Origin of the sequence: Pseudomonas frederiksbergensis (genome assembly GCF_035751725.1) — a bacterium.
In the GTDB taxonomy this organism is placed as follows: Bacteria; Pseudomonadota; Gammaproteobacteria; order Pseudomonadales; family Pseudomonadaceae; genus Aquipseudomonas; species Aquipseudomonas frederiksbergensis_A.
Genome location: NZ_CP142104.1, coordinates 5848137 through 5869633, shown reverse-complemented (window position 1 = coordinate 5869633; position 21497 = coordinate 5848137). Strand labels below are relative to the sequence as shown.

At 62.2% G+C, this 21497-nt stretch carries 19 protein-coding genes; 4 read left to right on the top strand and 15 right to left on the bottom strand.

From position 1 onward, the window contains the following. Nucleotides 1-120: 120 nt before the first annotated feature. Nucleotides 121-1407 carry a phosphate regulon sensor histidine kinase PhoR gene (gene phoR / locus VQ575_RS26550; RefSeq protein WP_230633498.1) on the bottom strand — a complete coding sequence of 429 codons (1287 nt, stop codon included), beginning with the start codon at nucleotides 1405-1407 and terminating at the stop codon, nucleotides 121-123. 81 nt (nucleotides 1408-1488) lie between these two features. Further along, a complete protein-coding gene (phoB, locus tag VQ575_RS26545) occupies nucleotides 1489-2178 on the bottom strand; it encodes a phosphate regulon transcriptional regulator PhoB (RefSeq protein WP_003177195.1) in 690 nt (229 codons plus the stop codon). A 152-nt stretch (nucleotides 2179-2330) separates the two neighbouring features. Here phoB and VQ575_RS26540 point away from each other — a divergent pair, with 152 nt between their 5' ends. Continuing rightward, nucleotides 2331-2711, top strand: a complete 381-nt coding sequence (locus VQ575_RS26540; protein WP_039593598.1) for a COG4315 family predicted lipoprotein — start codon at nucleotides 2331-2333, stop codon at nucleotides 2709-2711. Between the two features lie 80 nt (nucleotides 2712-2791). Here VQ575_RS26540 and ubiA read toward each other — a convergent pair whose 3' ends face one another. Both ubiA and VQ575_RS26530 read right to left on the bottom strand, forming a co-directional pair. Then, nucleotides 2792-3682: a 4-hydroxybenzoate octaprenyltransferase gene (ubiA, locus tag VQ575_RS26535; RefSeq protein ID WP_039593599.1), complete on the bottom strand. Its 891-nt coding sequence runs from the start codon at nucleotides 3680-3682 to the stop codon at nucleotides 2792-2794. Further along, nucleotides 3682-4245 (bottom strand): chorismate--pyruvate lyase family protein, encoded by a 564-nt coding sequence (locus VQ575_RS26530; RefSeq protein ID WP_045157339.1) that lies wholly within the window; start codon nucleotides 4243-4245, stop codon nucleotides 3682-3684. The genes ubiA and VQ575_RS26530 overlap by 1 nt, the downstream gene beginning before the upstream one ends. A gap of 176 nt (nucleotides 4246-4421) precedes the next feature. Between VQ575_RS26530 and VQ575_RS26525 the strand changes: the two genes are divergently transcribed. The 3 genes from VQ575_RS26525 (at nucleotide 4422) to VQ575_RS26515 (ending at nucleotide 6228) form a co-directional block, all read left to right on the top strand. Then, a complete protein-coding gene (locus VQ575_RS26525; protein ID WP_030138222.1) occupies nucleotides 4422-4589 on the top strand; it encodes a rubredoxin in 168 nt (55 codons plus the stop codon). 23 nt (nucleotides 4590-4612) lie between these two features. Continuing rightward, nucleotides 4613-5761 (top strand): NAD(P)/FAD-dependent oxidoreductase, encoded by a 1149-nt coding sequence (locus VQ575_RS26520; RefSeq protein WP_325918730.1) that lies wholly within the window; start codon nucleotides 4613-4615, stop codon nucleotides 5759-5761. A 191-nt stretch (nucleotides 5762-5952) separates the two neighbouring features. Beyond that, nucleotides 5953-6228, top strand: coding sequence for an HU family DNA-binding protein (locus VQ575_RS26515; protein WP_003213368.1), 276 nt, complete (start codon nucleotides 5953-5955; stop codon nucleotides 6226-6228). 171 nt (nucleotides 6229-6399) lie between these two features. Here VQ575_RS26515 and VQ575_RS26510 read toward each other — a convergent pair whose 3' ends face one another. The 11 genes from VQ575_RS26510 to VQ575_RS26460 form a co-directional block, all read right to left on the bottom strand. Then, complete coding sequence (locus VQ575_RS26510; protein ID WP_325918728.1) at nucleotides 6400-6762, bottom strand: DUF6124 family protein; 363 nt, start codon at nucleotides 6760-6762, stop codon at nucleotides 6400-6402. A gap of 481 nt (nucleotides 6763-7243) precedes the next feature. Further along, the gene (locus tag VQ575_RS26505; RefSeq protein WP_039593602.1) at nucleotides 7244-7522 is read right to left on the bottom strand and encodes an antitoxin Xre/MbcA/ParS toxin-binding domain-containing protein; all 279 of its coding nucleotides are present in this window, start codon (nucleotides 7520-7522) and stop codon (nucleotides 7244-7246) included. Between the two features lies 1 nt (nucleotide 7523). Further along, on the bottom strand, nucleotides 7524-11969 hold the full coding sequence (locus tag VQ575_RS26500; RefSeq protein ID WP_045157319.1) for an RHS repeat-associated core domain-containing protein: 4446 nt from the start codon (nucleotides 11967-11969) through the stop codon (nucleotides 7524-7526). 12 nt (nucleotides 11970-11981) lie between these two features. Further along, on the bottom strand, nucleotides 11982-12416 hold the full coding sequence (locus VQ575_RS26495) for a DcrB-related protein (protein ID WP_045157318.1): 435 nt from the start codon (nucleotides 12414-12416) through the stop codon (nucleotides 11982-11984). 18 nt (nucleotides 12417-12434) lie between these two features. Further along, nucleotides 12435-14366 (bottom strand): type VI secretion system Vgr family protein, encoded by a 1932-nt coding sequence (locus VQ575_RS26490; RefSeq protein WP_325918726.1) that lies wholly within the window; start codon nucleotides 14364-14366, stop codon nucleotides 12435-12437. 156 nt (nucleotides 14367-14522) lie between these two features. After that, nucleotides 14523-17201 carry a type VI secretion system ATPase TssH gene (gene tssH, locus VQ575_RS26485; protein ID WP_325918724.1) on the bottom strand — a complete coding sequence of 893 codons (2679 nt, stop codon included), beginning with the start codon at nucleotides 17199-17201 and terminating at the stop codon, nucleotides 14523-14525. Then, on the bottom strand, nucleotides 17194-18246 hold the full coding sequence (gene tssG, locus VQ575_RS26480; protein ID WP_325918723.1) for a type VI secretion system baseplate subunit TssG: 1053 nt from the start codon (nucleotides 18244-18246) through the stop codon (nucleotides 17194-17196). Before tssG ends, tssH begins: the two co-directional genes overlap by 8 nt. Continuing rightward, entirely contained in the window at nucleotides 18210-20069 is a 1860-nt protein-coding gene (gene tssF / locus VQ575_RS26475; protein WP_325918721.1) for a type VI secretion system baseplate subunit TssF, read from the bottom strand. Before tssF ends, tssG begins: the two co-directional genes overlap by 37 nt. Continuing rightward, the gene (gene tssE, locus VQ575_RS26470; RefSeq protein WP_325918719.1) at nucleotides 20066-20578 is read right to left on the bottom strand and encodes a type VI secretion system baseplate subunit TssE; all 513 of its coding nucleotides are present in this window, start codon (nucleotides 20576-20578) and stop codon (nucleotides 20066-20068) included. Before tssE ends, tssF begins: the two co-directional genes overlap by 4 nt. Continuing rightward, the gene (locus VQ575_RS26465; protein ID WP_039593610.1) at nucleotides 20572-20997 is read right to left on the bottom strand and encodes a hypothetical protein; all 426 of its coding nucleotides are present in this window, start codon (nucleotides 20995-20997) and stop codon (nucleotides 20572-20574) included. The genes tssE and VQ575_RS26465 overlap by 7 nt, the downstream gene beginning before the upstream one ends. Then, nucleotides 20997-21449, bottom strand: coding sequence for a type VI secretion system amidase effector protein Tae4 (locus tag VQ575_RS26460; protein WP_045157314.1), 453 nt, complete (start codon nucleotides 21447-21449; stop codon nucleotides 20997-20999). The genes VQ575_RS26465 and VQ575_RS26460 overlap by 1 nt, the downstream gene beginning before the upstream one ends. Nucleotides 21450-21497 lie beyond the last annotated feature (48 nt).

Genomic DNA, 21497 nt, shown 5'->3' with positions numbered 1-21497 from the left:
GGAGTTTTGCAGGTTCCGTATGTTGGTATGAGAAGGAAATCAGCGCCTGAAGAGGCAGGCGCAAGTCAGCCAATGTAGCGGCTGACTTGGCGATTGCCTAGTGGCAAGAGCTGGTCGGCATCACTCGTCGCGATTCGAAACGCGTGCGCGAACCACCTGCGCCGGGGCGAAATGGCAGGTGAACGTGCTGCCGTGGCCGGGCACGCTGCTGATTTCCATGCGTGCGCGGTGGCGCAGCAGGACGTGTTTGACGATGGCCAATCCGAGCCCGGTGCCGCCAGTGTTGGAGTTGCGGCTGGAGTCGACCCGGTAGAAGCGTTCGGTCAGGCGCGGCAGGTGCTTGCTGTCGATACCGATGCCCGAATCGCGCACGCTCAGGTGCGCGCCTTGTTCATCGCCCCACCAGCGGACGTGAATTCTTCCCTGTTCCGGCGTGTACTTGACCGCGTTGAACACCAGGTTGGAAAACGCGCTGCGCAGTTCCGCCTCGCTGCCCTTGAGCTGGATGGCCGGGTCGGCTTCGAGCGTAATGGCTTGTTGCTTGGGGCCGGACAGTTCCTGTGCATCTTCGACGATGATCTGCAGGAGTTCGTCGATCGGCACGGGCTGGTTGTCCGACGGGTAATCGGTGGCTTCCAGTTTCGCCAGCAGCAGCAGATCGTTGAGCAAGGTCTGCATGCGCCCGCCTTGCTGCTGCATCTGCTGCAGGGCCCGGCTCCAGCGCGGGTTCACCTCCTCGACATTGTCGAGCAGGGTTTCCAGGTAACCGCAGATCACCGTCAGCGGCGTACGCAGCTCATGGGAAACGTTGGCGACGAAGTCTTTACGCATTTGTTCCAATTGGTGGATGCGCGTCACGTCGCGCACCAGCATCAAATGCTCGTTGTTGCCGTAGCGGGTGATGTAGAGCTGGATGCGCAGCCGATCATTGGTCGGCGAGGGGATTTCCAGGGGTTCGGCGTAATTGTCCTGCTCGAAATATTCCTTGAAGCGCGGGTGGCGCACCAGGTTGGTCACCGGTTGGCCGCTGTCCTGGGGCGTCTTGAGACCCAGCAGGGTTTCGGCGGCGCGGTTCCACCATTCCAGGTTGCCTTCGCTGTCGAGCATGATCACTGCGTCTTTCAGCGCGGCCGTGGATTCCTGGACGCGGTCGATCACCGCCTGCAGGCGGCCCCGAACGCGCTGGTCGCGCCGTTGCAAGTGATAGATGCTGTCGAACACCTCGCCCCACAGGCCGTAGCCGTCGGGCGGCGCTTCGTCGGGTTGGTGCAGGCGCAGCCACTCATGCAGGCGCAGCAATTGCTTGAGAGTCCAGGCCAGGTAAAGCGCCAGCCCCACGGCCAGGCTCCAGCCGTAATACCCGCTGATCAGGCCGATCAGCAGGCATCCGGTAACCAGCAACAACATATGGCGGATGAGGGTGCCATGCCAGTTTTGATTCACGTGAACGCGCGTCCTTGTCAGCTTGTCGGGCGGTAAGGGCTCGTATCAGGCCTTTGTCGAGAAACGATAACCGGTGCCGCGCACGGTTTGTACCAGATTCTCGTAGGCATCGCCGAGGGCCTTGCGCAGGCGCCGGATGTGCACGTCCACGGTGCGCTCCTCGACATACACGTTGCCGCCCCAGACTTGGTCCAGCAGTTGCCCGCGGGTGTAGGCGCGCTCTTGGTGGGTCATGAAGAATTGCAGCAGGCGATATTCGGTCGGGCCCATCTCGGCGGGCTTGCCGTCGATGGTCACGCGGTGGCTGATCGGGTCGAGCAGCAGGCCACCGACTTCGATGGGCGCTTCACCGTCGGTCGGTCCGGCACGACGCAGTACGGCCTTGAGACGCGCCACCAGTTCCCGTGGGGAGAACGGCTTGGTGATGTAGTCGTCGGCGCCGACTTCCAGGCCCTGGATCTTGTTGTCCTCTTCGCCCTTGGCGGTGAGCATGATGATCGGAATGTCGCCGGTCAGCTCATCGCGCTTGAGGCGCCGCGCCAACTCGATGCCAGACGTGCCCGGCAGCATCCAGTCCAGCAGGATCAGGTCAGGCTTGCGGTCGACTATGATGGCGTGCGCCTGCTGAGAATTTTCTGCTTCCATGCAGTCATAGCCGGCCATCTCCAACGCAACGGCGATCATCTCGCGAATGGGCGCCTCGTCGTCGACGATCAGAATGCTCCTGCCAACCATGGGGTAATCCTCTTGTCATTTAACTGTCTTGCGCCGCATTAGATAACGGAATTATTGCAGTCGTGTGACAGAAATTTCTGTGCGCGGCAGCAAAGGGGATCCTGGACTACGCTTTTCAGTCCGAATCCTGACAACTACAAAGGAAGGTTTCCATGAATCACTTCACCCAATCCATCAAGGTGCTGGGGCTGGTGGCTGCGCTGGCATTGCCTGGGATGGCGTTTGCGGCGGGCGAGCCGGCGATGGCAAAGGATGGCGTGCTGACCACGCATGAGGGCATGACGCTGTATACGTTCGACAAGGATGCAGGCGACAAATCGATGTGCAACGGCCAATGCGCAACCAACTGGCCGCCGCTCATGGCTGACAGCACCGCCACGCCCAGCGGTGACTGGACCGTAATTACCCGCGACGATAACAAGTCACAGTGGGCCTACAAGGGTAAGCCGCTTTACACCTACATCGACGACAAGAAGGCGGGTGAAAAGACCGGTGACGAAAAGGGTAAAGTTTGGCATGTCGCCAAGCCCTGACTGACTGCTCGAACCGCTTTTCGTGGCGAGGGAGCAAGCTCCCTCGCCACAGGTTCATGTTTGCGCCGGATCGGCTTGACTCAACGCAACCCGTAATCCAACACAATCCCCACGAAAATCGCCAACCCGGCCCAATGGTTGTGCAGGAACGCCTTGAAGCAGCGCATCCGGTCCCTGCCACGGGTGTACCAGAACTCCCAGGCGAAACACGCGGCGGCGGCCAGCAGCCCCAGGTGGAACCAGCCGCCCAGCTGGAATTTCGACCCGGCCAACAGCAGGCAGCCCAAGGCCAGGCCCTGCAACGTCAGGATGATCACCCGGTCGGCATCGCCAAACAGGATCGCCGTGGACTTCACCCCGATCTTCAGGTCATCGTCCCGGTCGGTCATCGCGTAGTAGGTGTCATAGCCCACCGTCCACAGCAGGTTGGCGATGTACAACAACCATGCAGCCGCCGGGAGATGGCCGGTTTCGGCGGTAAACGCCATCGGCATGCCCCAGGAAAACGCCGCGCCCAGCACCACTTGCGGGTAATACGTGTAGCGCTTCATGAACGGGTAACTGAACGCCAGCGCCAGGCCGCCGAGGGACAGCAGGATCGTCGGCGCGTTGGTGCACAGTACTAGCAGGAAGCTCACGCTCATCAGCACGGCGAAGAACACCAGCGCCTCTTTCGAGCTGATCTTGCCGCTCACCAGTGGACGTTGCTCGGTGCGTTTGACGTGGCCGTCGACCTTGCGGTCGGCCCAGTCGTTGATCACGCAGCCGCCGGCGCGGGTCAGCACCACGCCGAGTACAAAAATCACGATGTTGGCCACGGATGGCGAGCCTTCGCCGGCAATCCACAGCGCCCATAACGTCGGCCACAGCAGTAGATAAATACCGATGGGCTTGTCCATGCGCGTCAGTTGCACGAAGTCCCAGGCCCGCGGATTGAGGCGGTTCAAGGATTTGAGCAGTTGCACGTACATCAGCAATTCTCCGAATAGGCGCGGGCGACCGTCCACAGGCTGGGCAGGAACACTTCCGCCACCAGCACGCTCAACGCACCGCGGTCGAAACGAGAACGACGGCCCCATAACGCGTTGCTGCGAACCTGCGGCGGCAGCCATTGGCTCGGGTAGTGGCAGACCTCGATCGCCCGACGCTGGAACGCCTGGTCACAAAACAACAGCTCGCCCAACGAGCGGCTGCCCAGTTCATCCATCTGCAAGCCGTCGCCCTGCAACGCGCTGCGCGCCGCCACGCTGCGGGCAAACACCCAAGGCTCGCCGTGGCCGCGCAAGTACACTTCGCGCACCCAACCCTCGCTGCCCTCGGCCAGGTCCAGTGCAGCACATTCGTCGGCGCGCAACGGCTGCCAGCCTTCGAACAACGGCGTCACGCTGAAGTGATCATCCGACAGGCCTGTCAGACGCCGGGTCAGGGAGCCTTCGTCGAATAGCCAGTCCATGACGCACGCATCCGGGCGGGGCGATAGCAGGTGTTGAGGCAGCCATTGAAGTGTAGGAAATATCGAATTTGTCGGCGGCACAGGGGTCTTGAATGGCAGCAAATGAGGCCGCGAGCTTACCATGCCGGTCGGCGGTTTTGGCCGAGCCAACCCGCCGTCGCGCCGATGCCGCTTGCATCTGTCGCGATCGATCAGTACAAAACCGCCCTGAGCCGGAAAATACCGGCCAAAGCCTGACATCTTGAGGAAGTATTGGAATGAAGAAGTGGCAATGTATCGTCTGTGGCCTGATCTACAACGAAGCCGATGGCTGGCCGGACGATGGCATCGCGCCCGGCACCCGTTGGGAAGATGTACCGGAAGACTGGCTGTGCCCGGACTGCGGCGTCGGCAAGATGGATTTCGAAATGATCGAAATCAACTGATCGTTTCATAAACGGAGAGCAACATGAGCGCACCTGTCGTTATCGTCGGTACTGGCCTGGCCGGTTACAACCTGGCCCGGGAATTTCGCAAGCTCGACAGCGAAACCCCGTTGCTGCTTATTACCGCGGACGACGGCCGCTCCTACTCCAAACCGATGCTCTCCACCGGCTTTGGCAAGAACAAAGACGCCGATGGCCTGAGCATGGCCGAACCCGGCGCGATGGCCGAGCAACTGAACGCTGAGGTGCGCACCCACACGCGCATCAGCGGCATCGACCCGGGCCACAAGCGCCTGTGGATCGGCGAAGAGGCGGTGAATTATCGCGACCTGATCCTGGCCTGGGGCGCTGAAACCGTACGTGTGCCGGTGCAAGGCGATGCCGCAGACTTGATCTTCCCGATCAATGACCTTGAAGACTATGCCCGCTTTCGCGCCGCCGCCGCTGGCAAGCGCCGGGTGCTGCTGCTCGGCGCCGGCCTGATCGGCTGCGAATTTGCCAACGACCTGATCCTCGGCGGCTATGAAGTCGAGCTGGTGGCCCCGTGCGAACAAGTCATGCCGACGCTGTTGCACCCTGCCGCCGCGGCAGCGGTACAGGCCGGGCTGGAAAGCCTCGGCGCGCGTTTCCACCTCGGGCCGGTGCTCAATCGCCTGCAACGGGTGGGCGATGGATCGGAAGCGCACCTGTCGGATGGCCAAGTGATTACCTGCGACCTGGTGGTCTCGGCCATCGGCCTGCGCCCGCGCATCGACCTGGCCGCCGCGGCCGGCCTGCTGGTCAACCGCGGCGTGGTGGTCGATCGTCACCTGAAGACTTCCCACGCCAATATCTACGCCTTGGGTGATTGCGCCGAGGTCGATGGCTTGAACCTGCTCTACGTCATGCCGCTGATGAGTTGCGCCCGCACCCTGGCTCAAACCCTGGCCGGCAACCCGACCGCTGTCAGCTATGGCGCCATGCCGATCACCGTCAAGACGCCGGTGTGCCCACTGGTGGTTTCGCCACCGCCACGGGGCAGCGAAGGCGTCTGGAGCGTCGAAGGGCAGGGCGCCGACATCAAGGCCTTGTGCCGCGATACCCAAGGCAATTTGCTGGGTTACGCCCTGACGGGGGCGGCTGTGATGGAGAAACTGGCGCTGAACAAGCAGCTTCCGGCGCTGCTGGCGTAAATGGCGGTCGTTCTGTCGTAAATACCCTGCTTTTGACGCCACAAACACCCGCCGGCCACTGGCGCCGGTTGCGGCCCCGTGCCATCCTCACTCCCGTCTGCCGCAGAGTAGAGCCTGCGGCGCCTTAGGGGTTGTTCCGAAGAGAACAGCACGGACATAACAACAAAAAAACCGTCAAAGGGGCTTCATTCATGCGTAAACCAGAACTCGCCGCCGCCATCGCGGAAAAAGCGGACCTCACCAAAGAACAAGCCAACCGCGTCCTCAACGCCGTCCTCGAAGAAATCACCGGCGCCCTGCACCGCAAGGACAGCGTGACCCTGGTGGGCTTCGGCACCTTCCTGCAACGCCACCGCGGCGCCCGCACTGGCAAGAACCCGCAAACCGGCGAGCCGGTGAAAATCAAGGCCAGCAACACCGTTGCGTTCAAGCCGGGCAAGTCCTTGAAGGACAGCGTCAACCCATAATTGCGGCGAGTACCTCGATCGAGGGAAGGAAGCGGCAACAAAAAAGGCATACCGAAGGTGATCGGTATGCCTTTTTTTGTGGCTGTTAGATAGCAACCATCTGTTAATCCACCGCAAGCCCCTGTGGCGAGGGGATAAATCCGCTCGCCACAGTGGCTTGCGGTGCGGCGGCTATCGGGGATCGACGTTATCCAACGCCCGATTCGCCAGCAACGAACCCAGTTCGATCAACTGCTGGATCCCAAGCAGCACGTGGCGGTTGGAGCCTTCCATATCGAACGCCAGTTCATTGACCATCGCATCGGCTGAGGCCAGGGTTTCGCTGAGGTTGGCCAACAGGCATTCGTTGTCGAGGTCTTTTACTACGGTGAATAGCTGGCCGGGCTTTATGGTTTCTTTAGGTCTTGTTGGTTTGGGCTTCAGATAAAAGTCCAGTGCGCGGGTAGTGGCTTCTTCGAGTTGCTTGGCGTTGAGGCCGTCCAGATAAGGAGAGTTGGGGTCTGCTTCTGGAGGGTTTGGCGTTATCTTGAACATAAGCTGGAATCCTCAAATTAGGCCGCGACCCTGTCCCTACTAAAAGAAGGGTGGCGGCTGTACGCAGGTTAGTAGACCGGGGATTCCAGCATTGCCGGCGCGCCGAAGCGCCCTGCGCACAGTCACCATCAAGGACAGGAATTGAGATACCTGCCTGAGTTGAGGACTCATGCATCTTGCGGGAAAACCTCGGGCTACTAAACCCGACCACTGATGAGCAGTGGCAGGCAAACGATAGAACCCGGGAGCAAGGCGCACAAGCCGGCGGATTCTGGCGTAGTTGTAGGCAAAGGCGCAAGGATGTGTGGCTTGGTGGAAAGCTAAGGGACAGCGAATAAACACACCCTCGGATTCACCCGAAAACCCGTGGCGAGGGAGCTTGCTCCCGCTCGGTTGTGCAGCAACCGCAATCGGTTGATGCGATATTTCTGTAGGAAAACGTGCCTTTCAGGGGCTTCCGCCGAGTTCTCCTACCGCTCGACTACGGCATGCTCATCAGCGCCATTCTCAGGCGCTTGATCAGTTTCGGCGACTTGAGGCAATCGGCCGGGCGTTTGTCGCCCAGGGCAGGCACGGACCGTTCCAGCCACTGCAGCGCTCTCTCGCGTCCCATTTTTCCGCAGAGCACAACGGCCATGTCCAGATGGTCATCCATGGCCTTGGCCAGGGCTCGGGCGTCATCGTTGAGGTAATCCTCTTCGTACACTTGCACGAAGCTTTGCCAACCGGCATCACCGACGTATTCGTCTTCCAAGCCCATACTAAAAACCTTCGAAGGAGATCAAGTTGCTGCCTGTCGGGTTTCGGGCCGACGGCGCCAGGATCCCATCATAGCCGTTGGCCTTGGCCCAGGCGCCGATCTGATGAGTCTGGGTGTATTTGTTGCCGGTGATGCTTTTGAGCGATACGCCCAATTGCTTGCGCACATCGGCCCGGGTCAGGTCCAGGACGTTATTGAGCTGCACTTTTTTGCTCACCAGCACCCGCGTGGACAGGTCCACGCCCCAGTGATTCACCTCGCCCATGGCGGTCTTGCGCGAGTTGGCGCCATAGACACCGCCCAGTCCAGGGGCGGTATAGCGGTGCCGGGCGGCAACGTTCCACTTGTGTGCCGTCCAAGTCGTGCTGATCCGTCCAGGCTCTTCAAAGCGATAGACCGTTCGGTTGACCTTGCGACCCTTGGGCGGCGTGGAGCATTTCATCAACCCTGAGGGGTCGATCCAGCTCACCGGATTCGGCGCGTACTGGTAGAGATTCAGCCCACCGGCCAGGCCGATGGGGTCCGGTGTGGTGAAGCGCCCGATGTCCGGGTCGTAGTAGCGCAGTGTGTTGTAGTGCAGCCCGGTTTCACGGTCCAGGTATTGGCCCTGGAAACGCAGGTTCTGTTCTTCGATGTAATACGGTTCGCGAAGCTCTTCGGCCGTGCTCCCCCATACATGGTAGCGGGCGCGCCAGAGTGTATGGCCGTCGGCTTCGCAAAGCTGTTCGGGCAGGCCATTGAAGTCGTTGTGGTAATAACGGACTTTCTGTTGCTCGCCCAGGCCGTCGACTCGCGCCAGGGGTTCGTGGCTGTCGTCGGCGTAGATGTAGAGGCTGGTCTGGCCGTCGCTGTGCTCCTGCAACAGTTGCAGCGCATCCCAGGTGAAACGGGTTCGGCCGAGCAAGGTGCCGTGGCGGTCGTAGTGGGCTTTTTCGATACGTCGACCCAACGGGTCATAGGTCATCTTCACGACCGAGCCGTTATCGTTGCGAACCTCCACCAGGCGCTGTTCGGCGTCGTAGCGAAAACGCTGGACGCCGCGCCGGGCACTGCGCTTTTCGACCATGCGACCGAAACCGTCGTAGCGGTAGCGCTTGTCCTGGTAGGTCAGCAAGCGGTTATGTGCGACTCGACCCGTGCCGGACGACAGCCCGTCAAGCAAGTTGGCGGACGGATCGTAAGCGAAGCCTTCGCGCTGGCCCTGGAGGTTGTCCTGGCTAGCAAGAATGCGACCCGTGGCGTCGTAGTGCAGCAAGTGGCGATGGGCGCCATCAGGTTGGCTGTCGAAGCGTTCGACCAATTGGTCGCTGGCGTCAAAGCCAAACAGTGACCGCACCATCGCTGGCAACAAAGTGGATTGATCCTGCTGCCGACGTTGGCGAGCCCGCAGGCGGCCGCTGCGGTCATATTCGCTACGGGTGCTGAGGCGGCCTTGGGTGCGTAGCACTTCGCGATGCAGGCGGTCGCGTTCAAAATCACTGATGACCTGGCCATCGAGGTTGATCTGGTGCAGGTGGCCGCTGCCGTAGTGCAGGCGGTTCAGCCAGCGACCGTCGGGGAGCAACGTCTGGGTCAGATTGCCCAATTCGTCATAGCGATGTTCGAGGCGCCCGGCCCAGCTCTGCTCGACGATCAATTGCCCCAGTGCGTCGTAACCGAAGCCGATCTTCTGCTGTTCACCGGTGTTGCTGGTGAACGCGACGGCGTTGACCTGGTCGAGGGCGTCGTAGCTGTACTCGGTGCGTCCGTCTTCGGTGACCTTCGCTGTCAGGCGTCCCACTGCATCGCGTTGCAGTTCATGGATGACTGGAGCCTGCGGCGACAGGTCCAGGTCGGTGCTGCCGGGCACCGCAACGGCTTCCACCCGGGTCACGTTGTCCAGTGGATCGTAGGCGTAGCGCTTGAGGCTGCCGTCCAGGCTGTGTTCGACGGCCAGGCGATCGGCGGCGTCCCAGGCAAACCGGTAGCTCTCGCCATTTTCGTTGGTCAGGGCCAGGAGCCGCCCGTAGTTGTCGTAGCTCAGTTCCACCCGGCGGCCGTGGGCGTCGGTGCGTACCTGCAGCTGCCCGCTCAAGGTATGTTGGAAACGGGTGGTGTGCCCGGCCGGGTCGCTGTAGCCAATCACTTGCCCGCTCGCATCGCGCTGATATTGCTCGATGCGTCCGTCCGGCAATTGCTTGCTCAGTAGCCTTCCCTGATCGTCGTAGCTGAACAGCGTCCGCTCTCCCAGCGCGTCGGTGCTGCTGAGCAACAAACCTCGCTCGCAATAACTCAAGCGAGTGGTATAGCCGGAGCAATCGGTGTGTTCACTGAGTTGGCCCAGGGGCGTCCAGCGCAATGTCTTGCGTTTGCCGGCGGCGTCGATGATTTCCACCACCTGGCCGTGGGCGTCGTGACGATAGCGCGTGACGTGGCCCAGCGGGTCGGTTTCACGGATCCGGTTGCCGCGTGAATCATAGCGATACTGCCAGGTGTTGCCTGCCGCGTCGGTTTCAGCCAGCGGCAGGGCCCAATGCTCGAGCCACACGGTCGATTCGATGCGCCCCAGTGGGTCGCGGGTTTCACAGAGGTTGCCGGCGTCGTCATAGCTGAACTGATGCTGGCCGCCGTTGGGGGCGGTCGCTGTCAGTAGCTGGCTATCGTCGTTCCACTGGAAGGCCCAGGTGCGGCCCAGCGCGTCGGTGGCTTCGGTGATCTGATAGCGGGCATCCCAGCGCCGGGTGCTGATGCGATTCAAACCGTCGGTGATGCGCGTGGTTCCGGCAGCCAAGTCATAGTCGAACGTGTAGATGTCGCCTGCGTCCGTCCAGTGGCGCACGACCCGCCACTCCAGGTTTTCAACCCAGCCCCATTCATAGAAACAACGAAGTCCGGTAGGCAGTTGGTGTTCCACCATCCTGCGTCCGGCATCGTAGGCGTAGCGGCGCTTCACCTGGCCGTTGGACTGACGGACCAAGGCGAGATCACCTTGGGCGTCGTAGCCGTAGTGCATCAATACTTCGCGGCGCTCATCGGCATAAAGCCGGTCTATGCGTTCGACCCGCTGCGGCCAGCGAGCGTCGTAGGCCAGCGCGATGCCGGTGAGGTCGAAGGTATCGCGCAGTCGTACCAGGCGTCCGGAGTCGTCGTAATCCAGGTGGATGCGGTTGTCGTTGCGGTCGCCGAGTTGGTCCAGGCGCAGCAACGTTGCAGTGCCCGGTGCGGGTTCGAAGAGCCGGTAGAGCCCGTCTGCGCTTTCGATCAGCAATTGGCCGTTGGCATGCCGCCGTACGCTCAGGCCTTCTCCAGCACTGAATACAGCGCCGCCCAAGGGAATCGACCCCATGTCGATACGCCGGCCCTGTTCATCGGTGTAGACCAGCGTTTCGCCGCCCTCGGCATGAGGCAGGATCTCGACGCGTACCTCATAGGGCACGCTCCAGCCCGCTCCAAACAGCCCGTCATGGCGTTCGTCACGGCTGTTGTAGAAGCGTTGCCAGTCAATCGGCAGGATGCCGGGCAGGATGAAGTCCATCTCCTCGACATCGCCCAGGACCTTGGCTCCGGTGGCGGCGTGTACCGGGTTCGACGAGCCCATGGCGGCATTGGCCGCTGCGCCCATCGCGCTGCTGACCGCCATCGACGCCGCGCCGCCCACCAGCATGCACGGCAGGTTGCTGAGGAATTTGCCTTTGCCGCCCTTGAGCATCAGCAACGCCGTGACCGCCAGGCCTACGCCTGGGGTCTTGCCGCTGCGAATCTCGCGCACCACCACCGAGCCACCGCCAATGGTCACGTCGGGTGAAATCAGCCCGGAGGACACCACGGTGGCATCGCAGGTGCTGCGGTCACCACTGCGCACGGCGGGCTGGCCGTTGATGGTGACTTTGTCCGAGCCTTCTGCCAGGAATTGCGGCGGCATCGGCGGATGCTTCATGCAGGTGATCATGTCCAGCGGCTTGGGCACGGCACCGGGCGCGGGCACGGCGACGGTGGGACGCCACATTTGCGAGAAGAAATTCTCGGCCATGTCCAGGTAGCTGGGTTCGGCTTCGGGTGCCTCAAGTTCGGTGCCGGCCGGCGCGACATGGGACTCGATCGCCCCGGCGGCGCGGGCGGCAGGGATGTTGTTGGTCAGGGTGTTGGTGGAGCCGGTGAGGATGTTGGCTTGCACCGTGGGCGGGAAAAGAGCATTGCCAATGCCCTCGCATATATTGCTCAACCCCTTGTCAGCCCCGGTCTTGCTCATGGCCAGGCCGACCACGGCGCCCACCACCGCGCCGAGCAGGAAGCAACCCAAGCCGCCGGTGGCAACGGTAATGCCCGTGGCCGCCACCACGGCAGCCGTCGCCACCGCGGTGATCGCAATGTTCGCGGCCACTTCCAGGACGCCGCCGAGGATATCGGCCATCATCGAGGTGTGGTTCAGCGCGTCGCCTAGCCGGGCGGCCCAGAGTGCATCAGACATGCAATGTGCTCATCAAGCCGGGACGTCGAATACCAGCGAGCCCTTGATCGTCGCCCAATGCGCCGCTTCGGCATCGCCCAGTTTCTCGGCTTTGACGTAACTCAGGGCAAGCATCTTGCGCGTGCCCGGCAACACCAGCGCCAATTGATACTGGAAGACTTTTTCGTTGCCCTTGTTGAACTGGCTGCGCAGCTCGATGGCTTCGACTTCCTGGTTGGCGCCCACCCGCAGTGTGGCGCCCGGTTGGCAGCGCAGGTCCTGGACTTGTTTTTCCAGGCGCTTGAGCTGGTCGTCGAGGTTGCTCTGCAGGGTTTCGCCCTCGGCCAGCAGGCTGCGGCTGACGATCAGGGAGGTGCCCAGCTCAGGGAACTTGAGGATGTTGATCGTCGCGTCCAGCAACTCGCTTGGCGGCAGCTGGAGCTGGAATTCATTGAGGCGGTAAGTCATGGCGCATAAATCTCGAAATTAGCCCTTGGGGAACGCGGCGCTGATGTTGGCGTCGATACTGGCCTTGACGCCCTGGCCGTCCGGCGTGGCACCGGGGCCGCCGCCATTGTTCAGGTGCAGCACGCCGCCGGTGTTGAACTCGGCGTCGCCGCTGGCATAGAAGCTGATCTGCACGCCGGTCAGGTTGATCTGGCCGCTGGCGTTGAGCTCCAGGATGCTCTCGCCGCATACAAGACGCAGGTTCTCGCCCACTTCGATGACGTAGCTCTGGCTGATGCTGTCGGTCTTGCGCTGGCCCACCGAGAGGATGTCTTCCTGCTTGACAATGCGCAGGCGGTTGTTGCCGATGGTCACGGTTTCGTTGTGGCCGATGCTTTTGTTGCGGTCATGGCCCACCGAATGGCTCTCGTCCACCTCGACCACGATGTCCTGGTTGCGCTCGGCATGGATGTATAACTGCTCGGCGCCCTTTTTGTCTTCCATGCGGATTTCGTTGAAGTTCGCCGGCGTGCCGCCCTTGCTTGAACGGCTTTTCATGCCGCTCTGGGTAGCGTTCTCGGGCAAATCGTAGGGCACGGTCTGTTCGGCGTTGTACACGCGACCGGTGATGATCGGCCTATCGGGATCACCTTCAAGGAAGCTGACAATCACTTCCTGGCCGATGCGCGGGATCTGCATCGAGCCCCAATTCTTGCCGGCCCAGGATTGCGACACCCGAATCCAGCACGAACTGTTTTCGTTGGATTGGTCGTGACGGTCCCAATAGAAATGCACCTTTACCCGGCCGAACTGGTCGGTCCAGATTTCCTCGCCTTTAGGACCCACCACCAACGCCGTCTGTGGACCTTTGACGATAGGCCGGTGGGTGATCGCCATCGGACGAAAGCTCTGCTGGGCGTCGATGCAGGTCAGGCTGCTTTCGAATTGCGCCGAAGGCGCGCCGACGCCGCTCTCGCCGCTTTCCTGGGACAGGTAATAGCGCGCGCCGACAATCAGGTATTCGCGGTTCTGGTCCTGGCGCGTGAAGCCGGTGAGGCTGAACAGATGCCCCGAACCCAGGCCCCGGGCGTTGCCTGCCAGCTCGACTTGTTCATGCAGGGTCTGCAAGGCTTCGATGCGGGTGCGGGCGTAGTGTTCGCCGTCTTCGCTTTGCACGTAGGTGCCAGGGTAGTCGAACAGCGGATAGTCACCCGCCGTGTGTGGGCGGGGCATGGCCGAGCGCACGTCGATGCGCGCGCTGGGGCGTTGGAAATCATAGTCGTTAAGTTCCAGCGAACCCGGCTGGACTTCCTGCGCCAGGTGCCAGTCGTGGATGTGGTCCCGTTCGCGCTGCTGCTCGTTCTTCGGGTAATAAGGCACCGATCCGTAGCCGGGCGCGGTGGTGTGGGCGCCATAGGCGTCGGCCAGCACCAGCACATGGCGACCCTGTTCGTGACGGAAGAAGTAATAGATGCCTTCCTGCTCCATCAAGCGGCTGACGAAATCGAAACTGGTCTCGCGATACTGGACGCAGTATTCCCACTCGCGATACGGGCGGCTGAGAGCATCTTCGAAATCGGAAAAACCCAGGTCGCGGAACACCTGCTTGATGATCTGCGGGATGGTCAGGTTCTGGAAAATCCGGCAATCAGAGGTGCGCGTCAGCAGCCACAGCCAGGGCCGCAGCGTGGCTTGGTAACTGGCGAACTGGCCCTGGTCAACGTTCTGGCTGAAGCGCGCCACGATGCCATGGAAATGTCGCTCGCCACCGCCGTCCAGCTGAACGCTCACGCACATCGGCTTGCCGAGTATCTGGTTGAGGTCAATGGCGTTGTCCAGCGAGTGCAGCTGCAATTCATAGTTGAACAGCCGCCCCAACTCTTCGCCGCCGCCCATGTCCTTGAGCAATAGCACCTCGGGACCCAGTGGGCTGGTGATCTTGGCCAGGCGTGAGGCTTGGTTGAATAGCATCGAATGTCCCGTGCAAATGGTAGTAACTGAAGGAACCGAATACCCACTGTGGGAGCGGGCTTGCTCGCGAAGGCGTTGTGTCAGTCAACATCAATGGCACTGACAGATTGCTTTCGCGAACAAGCCCGCTCCCACATTTGCTCCAGTTCTATCAGGTCAGCCTGCGTCGCTGAAATCGTACTTCAGTTCGTTGTCCACGGCACTGATCCGCACACCGGCCAGGGCCTTGCCTTCGAGCATGCGAGTCAGGAACTCGCGGCTCATGTCCGGCAACAGGCTGTTGGTCAGGATGGTGTCGATCATGCGCCCGCCGCTTTCGGTTTCGGTGCAACGCGAGACGATCAAATCGATCACCGCGTCGTCGTAGTCGAAGGCCACTTTGTGGGTGCTCTCCACGCGCTTCTTGATGCGGTTGAGTTGCAGGCGGGTGATGGCCTTGAGCATCTCGTCGCTGAGCGGGTAGTACGGGATCGTCACCAGGCGGCCGAGCAAGGCCGGCGGGAAAATTTCCAGCAGCGGTTGGCGCAACGCCTTGGCGATTTCTTCCGGCTCGGGCACGTTCTGCGGGTCTTTGCAGACCTGGGCGATCAACTCGGTGCCGGCGTTGGTGGTCAGCAGGATCAAGGTGTTCTTGAAGTCGATCACCCGGCCTTCGCCGTCCTCCATCACGCCTTTGTCGAAGACCTGGAAGAAGATTTCATGCACGTCCGGGTGGGCTTTTTCCACCTCGTCCAGCAGCACCACGCTGTATGGTTTGCGTCGCACGGCTTCGGTCAGCACACCGCCTTCGCCGTAGCCGATGTAGCCCGGTGGCGCGCCCTTGAGTGTGGACACCGTGTGGGCTTCCTGGAACTCGCTCATGTTGATGGTGATGACGTTCTGCTCGCCGCCGTACATGGCTTCGGCCAGGGCCAGGGCGGTTTCGGTCTTGCCCACGCCGGAGGTGCCGGCGAGCATGAACACGCCAATCGGCTTGCTCGGGTTGTCGAGGCCGGCGCGGGAGGTCTGGATGCGCTTGGCGATCATCTGCAAGGCATGGTCCTGGCCGATGATGCGTTTTTTCAGATGCTGGTCGAGGTTGAGCACGGTTTCCAGTTCGTTGCGGGCCATGCGCCCCACCGGGATACCGGTCCAGTCGGCGACCACCGAGGCCACGGCCTGATAATCCACGGTCGGCAGGATCAGCGGGGTTTCACCTTGCAGGGCGGTCAGGCGCTGTTGCAGGTCCACCAGTTTCTCGCGCAGTTGGTGACTGGTTTCGCTGCCGTCCTCGCTGTCCACCACGCCGACGCGTTCGCGCAGGGTGGCGCGGGTTTCCAGCAATTCGTCAACCAGGGTTTTTTCTTCGGCCCAGCGGTTTTCCAGTTCGGCCAGGCGTTCGCGCTCAGCGCTCAGCAGGCTTTCGCTGTGGGTCTGGCGAGTGCCGATGACCACGCCAATCGCGTGCTCACGGGCGATGATTTGCAGTTCGGTCTCCAGCGCTTCGATGCGCCGACGGCTGTCGTCCACTTCGGCCGGCACGGCGTGCAGGCTGATGGCGACACGGGCGCAGGCGGTGTCCAGCAGGCTCACGGATTTGTCCGGCAACTGGCGCGCGGGAATGTAGCGGTGGGACAGCTTGACCGAGGCTTCCAGGGCTTCGTCGAGGATCTGCACCTGGTGGTGTTTTTCCATGGTCGAGGCCACGCCGCGCATCATCAGCAGGGCCTTGTCTTCCGACGGCTCGGCCACTTGCACCACTTGGAAGCGACGGGTCAGGGCCGGGTCTTTTTCGATGTGCTTCTTGTACTCGGCCCAGGTCGTGGCGGCCACGGTGCGCAAGGTGCCGCGAGCCAGCGCCGGCTTGAGCAGGTTGGCGGCGTCGCCCGTGCCGGCGGCGCCACCGGCACCCACCAGAGTGTGGGCTTCGTCGATGAACAGGATGATCGGCTTGGGCGAGGCCTGGACGTCTTCGATGACCTGGCGCAGGCGTTGTTCGAATTCGCCTTTCATGCTCGCACCGGCCTGCAACAGGCCCACGTCGAGGCTGCGCAGTTCCACGTCCTTGAGGGACGGCGGCACGTCACCGGCGACGATGCGCAGGGCAAAGCCCTCGACCACGGCGGTCTTGCCCACGCCGGCTTCGCCGGTGAGGATCGGGTTGTTCTGCCGGCGGCGCATGAGGATGTCCACCAGTTGGCGGATCTCTTCGTCACGGCCGACGATGGGGTCGAGCTTGCCGCTGCGGGCCTGCTCGGTGAGGTCGACGGTGAAGCGCTTGAGGGCTTCCTGCTTGCCCATGGCGGCTGGGGCCATGGCGCCGCTGGCTTCGCCCGGCACCGCACCGGCATTGAAACCGTCACTGGCGGTCAGGGCGTTTTCCGGCGAGTCGCCGACGTATTCGTCAAAGCGCTCGCTCAGGGCTTCGACCTTGACCTTGTCGAACTCCGACGACAGGCCCAGCAGCGCGTGGCGCAGGCTTGGCGTCTTGAGGATACCCAGCACCAGGTAACCGGTGCGCACCTGGCTTTCGCCGAACATCAGGCTGCCATAGACCCAGCCGCGTTCCACGGCCTCTTCGACATGGGAGGACAGGTCGGTGATCGACGTCGAACCCCGTGGCAAACGATCCAGTGCCTCGGTCAGGTCACGGGCCAGGCGCGCCGGCTCGATGTTGAACTGGCGGATGATGCGGTGCAGGTCCGAGTCCTGCAGTTGCAGCAACTGATGAAACCAGTGGGCCAGTTCCACATATGGGTTACCGCGCAACTTGCAGAACACGGTGGCGGCTTCGATGGCTTTGTAGGCCACGCTGTTGAGTTTGCCGAACAACGCGGCGCGACTGATTTCACCCATGCTCATGGCTCCTTGAGGTCTGTGAGGTGTTGGCCTGTTCGGCGTAATGCCTGGCCAGTATTAAATCGTTGGCATCTGCTTCAGGACGTCCCAGCCAGGTGTTGAAGCCCAGGCGGAAACGGCCATTGAGTTGTAGTGCGGGCACTTCGGGCTGTTCCAGGACCAGGTTCAGGTCCCAGTCCAGCTCGTGGCCCAGGTATTCGGCGACCCAGGCCACCAGCTCATTGAACGGTTGGCTGCCGGGCAGCATGCTCATGTAGTCGACGAGCTTGAGCGGTCCCAGGCGAATGCGGAATTTGTGCTGGCGATCCCACACGAAGCGACCCAGGCAGAAGTCCACGCCCAGCTGGTTGGCACTGACACCGACGCGGCTGCGCTCCGGCAGTTCCAGCCATTGGCCGACGTACTCTTCGATCTCCACCGGCAGGCCGAAATACTCGCTGAGGATCGCCTTCAAGCCGTCCGGGTAGCGGGTTTGCGCCGAGAGGTGGCCGCTGTAGTGCAGCTTCGCCGTGTCGGGGATCAGCCCTTGGTTGAGCAAGCTCGGCATGCCCCGGCCGCTGAGGGCCGCCAGGCGTGCGGACCAATAATCATCGTCCGGGCGGTCGTGGCTGACGGTCGGCCGCGCTTCGGCCCAGGCCCGGTAGAACAGGCTGAGCAGACGATGGTGGAACACATCGAGGAAGCGCTTGCTGGTGCTGTCGCCATTGTTGCGCTGACGTTCGCGCACGTATTCGGTGATGTGCAGCGGCATCGGGCCGTTGGGGCCGCCGAGGCCGAAGAAGAACTGTTCCATGCGCGCCGGCGCGCCATCGACACCCGGTTGCACCGAGGCGAGGGTGGCGGGGGCGAAGGTGCACTCGGCCTGTTGTCCAAGGCGCAACGGGTCATCGGCCAGGCGCAGGGAATGGCCCAGGCGCGGCAGCTCGGGTGTTTCGCATTCGATGCGCCGCAACGCCTGGAAGAAGTCGTATTCCCAGGGTTCCTGGTGCATCGCTTCCAGGGTACTCACAGGGTCGGACGACGTCCGGGCTTGGCTTTCCATCGCATGATCTCGCCGCGTTCGGTGGTACGGATCACCGTCTCGGTAAAACTGTTGATCGACACGTAGCGTGCCAGGAAGCGCTCGAACACCGCGCCGAGCAGGAACACCCCGGTGCCGCGAAACGCGTTTTCATCGAATTCCAAGGTAATTTCCAGGCCACGTCCAAAGACGATCGGGCCGGGCATCGGCAGGCGCCGGGTACAGGGCTTGCTGCTGACCTCGCGCAGGCCTTCGATCTGCAATTGCAGCGCCGCGTCGTTGCTGTCGCCGTACAGGCGCAGCAGTTCACGCAGGGCGGCGGCGCCTTGGCCTTGTTCGCTCAACGACAGGTAGTTCAGCGACAACTGGCTGATCAATCGCCAGGCCTTGGCGTCGTGGGCGTGGCTGGCCCGCGGGCGACTTGGCCCGGCCACGCAGCGCACCGCACCCACCGGCGCGCTGTCGGCGAGGGTGAAGTCGGTCTTGCCGTTGCCGACGCTCATGAACAGCGGCAGGTCGCGGTTGGTGCACAGCGCGGTCACGCCCAGTTGGCGCAAGTCGTGGCGGTAGGGCGCTTGTTGGCTGTCTACCAGGCTGACGAAGGTCTCGCTGCCGACATAGGTCGAGCGCGGGCCGTTGCGACGCTGGTCGCTGGACAGCACCCGCGGTTCGCGCCGTACGGTGTAATAGGCTTTGTCGCGGCCATAGCGGGACGGATCGCGCACCGCATAGAACGGCAGGAACGGTTGCTCCGGCCCGGTGCCGTGGCCGGTCAGCCCCGTCAGCGAATGCACTTCGAAATCCATCGGCCGGGTGCGGTCGGCAATCACGTGGTGTTCGTTGACCCGGTCCGACAAATGAATGCGGTCCAGGCGCTTGGGGAACAAGTTGATCGCCGGGGTGCAGAACGGCAGGAACTGCGAGGCGCCGACGCTGCCTTCCAGGCTCGGATCGTGGCGGTCGAACAGCACGATCAACTCCAGTTCCTGGCCATCGCAGCGCTTGACTGCGCGACTCAACTGGGTGAAGTCGACAAACAGGAAACGGTGGGGCAGGGCGAAGTATTCCTGCAACAGGCGATAGCCTTGGAAGGCCCGCGACACCACTGGCAGCGCGGCCTCGGCATCATCGAAACCCTGGGAGCGCAACGCATCCTGAGGCAGCCGTTCAACCCAATTGCCGCCGGGCTGGCGAGCAAACACCGCGCAGGCGTTGCCCAGCAGTTGCTCGTAAAGACGGAAGGGTTGCTCGTCGGCACCGCTGAGGTACAACGGCAGATTGTCCAGCGCCAGGCTGTTGAACGGCAGTTCGGCGCCGGTGCGCAGGGTCAGGCGCAGGCCGGCCTTGGCTTTCGGTTCGCTGGCGGCCAGGCGCCCGAGCACAGCGGACGGGTTGCCGAAATATTCGGCCTGGCTGACCTGCAACGGCCACAACGTCACCGGGTGGGCGGTGCGGTACTCGCAGCAGGTCTGGGATTCGCGACCCAGGGCGGCGCGCAGGACGGTATCGCGCGGCAGCGGGAAACCACTGCTCAGGGAGCCTTCGTCCGGGTCGGCCTGCATCTGCACCACCGTCATCGACGGCGTCGGCGCCAGGTAATGCGGGTAGGCGATTTCCAACAGGTTGTGGGTGAAGGTCGGGTATTCGGCGTCGAGCTTGAGTTGCACCCGCGCCGTCAAGTAGGCGAAGCCTTCGAGCAGGCGCTCGACATACGGGTCGGCGCAGTCCATGCCGGCCAAGGTCAGCCGACTGGCGATCTTCGGATATTCCTTGGCGAACTCCGCCGCGCTTTCGCGCACGTGGTGCAGTTCCTGGTTGTACAGCTCCAGCAGGCGCGGGTTCATGGGCGTCTCCGCTGGTCAGCGTTGACCACGCGCACGTGGCCGGTTTCCAGGTCCAGGTCGGTTTGCAGCATCAGGCGCAGCGGCACCGGCTGGGCCCAGAGGTCGCCTTCGATCTCGAAGCTCAGGGCGTTGTGGTTCATTTCGGCCGTCGCCCGGGCCCGCACGCGCAAGGTGTGGCGCAGGATGCGCGGCTCGAAGGTGGCAATGGCCTGGTGGATCAAGGTTTCCAGGGCCGAGACATCGACGTTCGACGCGCTGTTGCCGGCCAGTGCCGGCAGCCCGAAATTCACCACCGAGGTGCCCGCCGGGGTGTGCAGCGTGGCATCGCCGTCGAACAACGAAGTGGTGTTGAGCAGCCACGCCAAGTCACGCAGCACCGAGGCTTTCAATTGGGTCAGGGAGAGCACGCGCTTGTCGGCGCTTTCCTTGGGGTTGGTCGGATCGTCGTCGGTCAGCCGGTCCAGCAGGGACGGTTGCAGGCGATCGCGGGTGGCGATTTCGGTTACCACGTGAAAGGCGCTACATACATTTTTTGGTCGCCGCCGGAGCCGCAAGCCGCATAGACGCTGACCGTTCCCGCCTCGAAACCTGTCGGCATCTGACGAATAGCCTGCATTTTGCTCAGGCAATCGCGGCTGGGGGCCGGCATGTGTTCACTGCGCCAGACCGCCAATATCGGAATGTCATTGAACATTTCGACGCGCAGCTTCTGCTGTTTATCCAGGCTGAAGCCGCACGGCCATTCCATGTCCAGCTTCATGCGGCTCTGGTCGGGTTTGACTAATGTGCATTGACCTTGGTCGTCAACCAGGCTGAGCGGCTGACCCACGAAAACAGCCTGGGTCGTCGGCGTATCGGCATGCTCGGCGCATGCGCTCAGGCTGACCAGGCTCATCGCCAGGCCTGCGGCGAGCAGGGGCTTTTTCATTACGCGAGCTCCCAGAACCAGACGGCTTTGGATCTGTAGAAAAGATCGTTGGTCTGGGTCAGGCCACGGTTCCATAAATCGATATGGTCACCGGTACGACCTTCTGCAGACTCCCCAGATTGCTGGAAGCAGTCCTTGAAGAAAATCAGTCCGGTTTTTCCCATCAATTTGCGGCGTTCCTCGGCACTGTTGCCAAGGATGGTTGGCCGTCCGAGATGATGTTTCCACAACCAATTGGCCAGCGATTCGGCCCCCCTGGCGTGTTCATGCGCACACTTGGGTTCGGTGTAGGTGGATTTGTTGACCTTGATGGTCTTCTCCGCATTGAGCGTCAGGCTCATGCGTATGGCGCATTGGTTTGCCCAGGGGCCTTCACAAGGTTTTGCGTCGGGGTGGGCCACCAGCAGATCGGAATACGCTTTCCACAAATTGATAAACGAAGGCTTGGCCATGACTCAGACACCGGGCAGGAAAGGATGGGATGCGAGCAAGCACCAAAC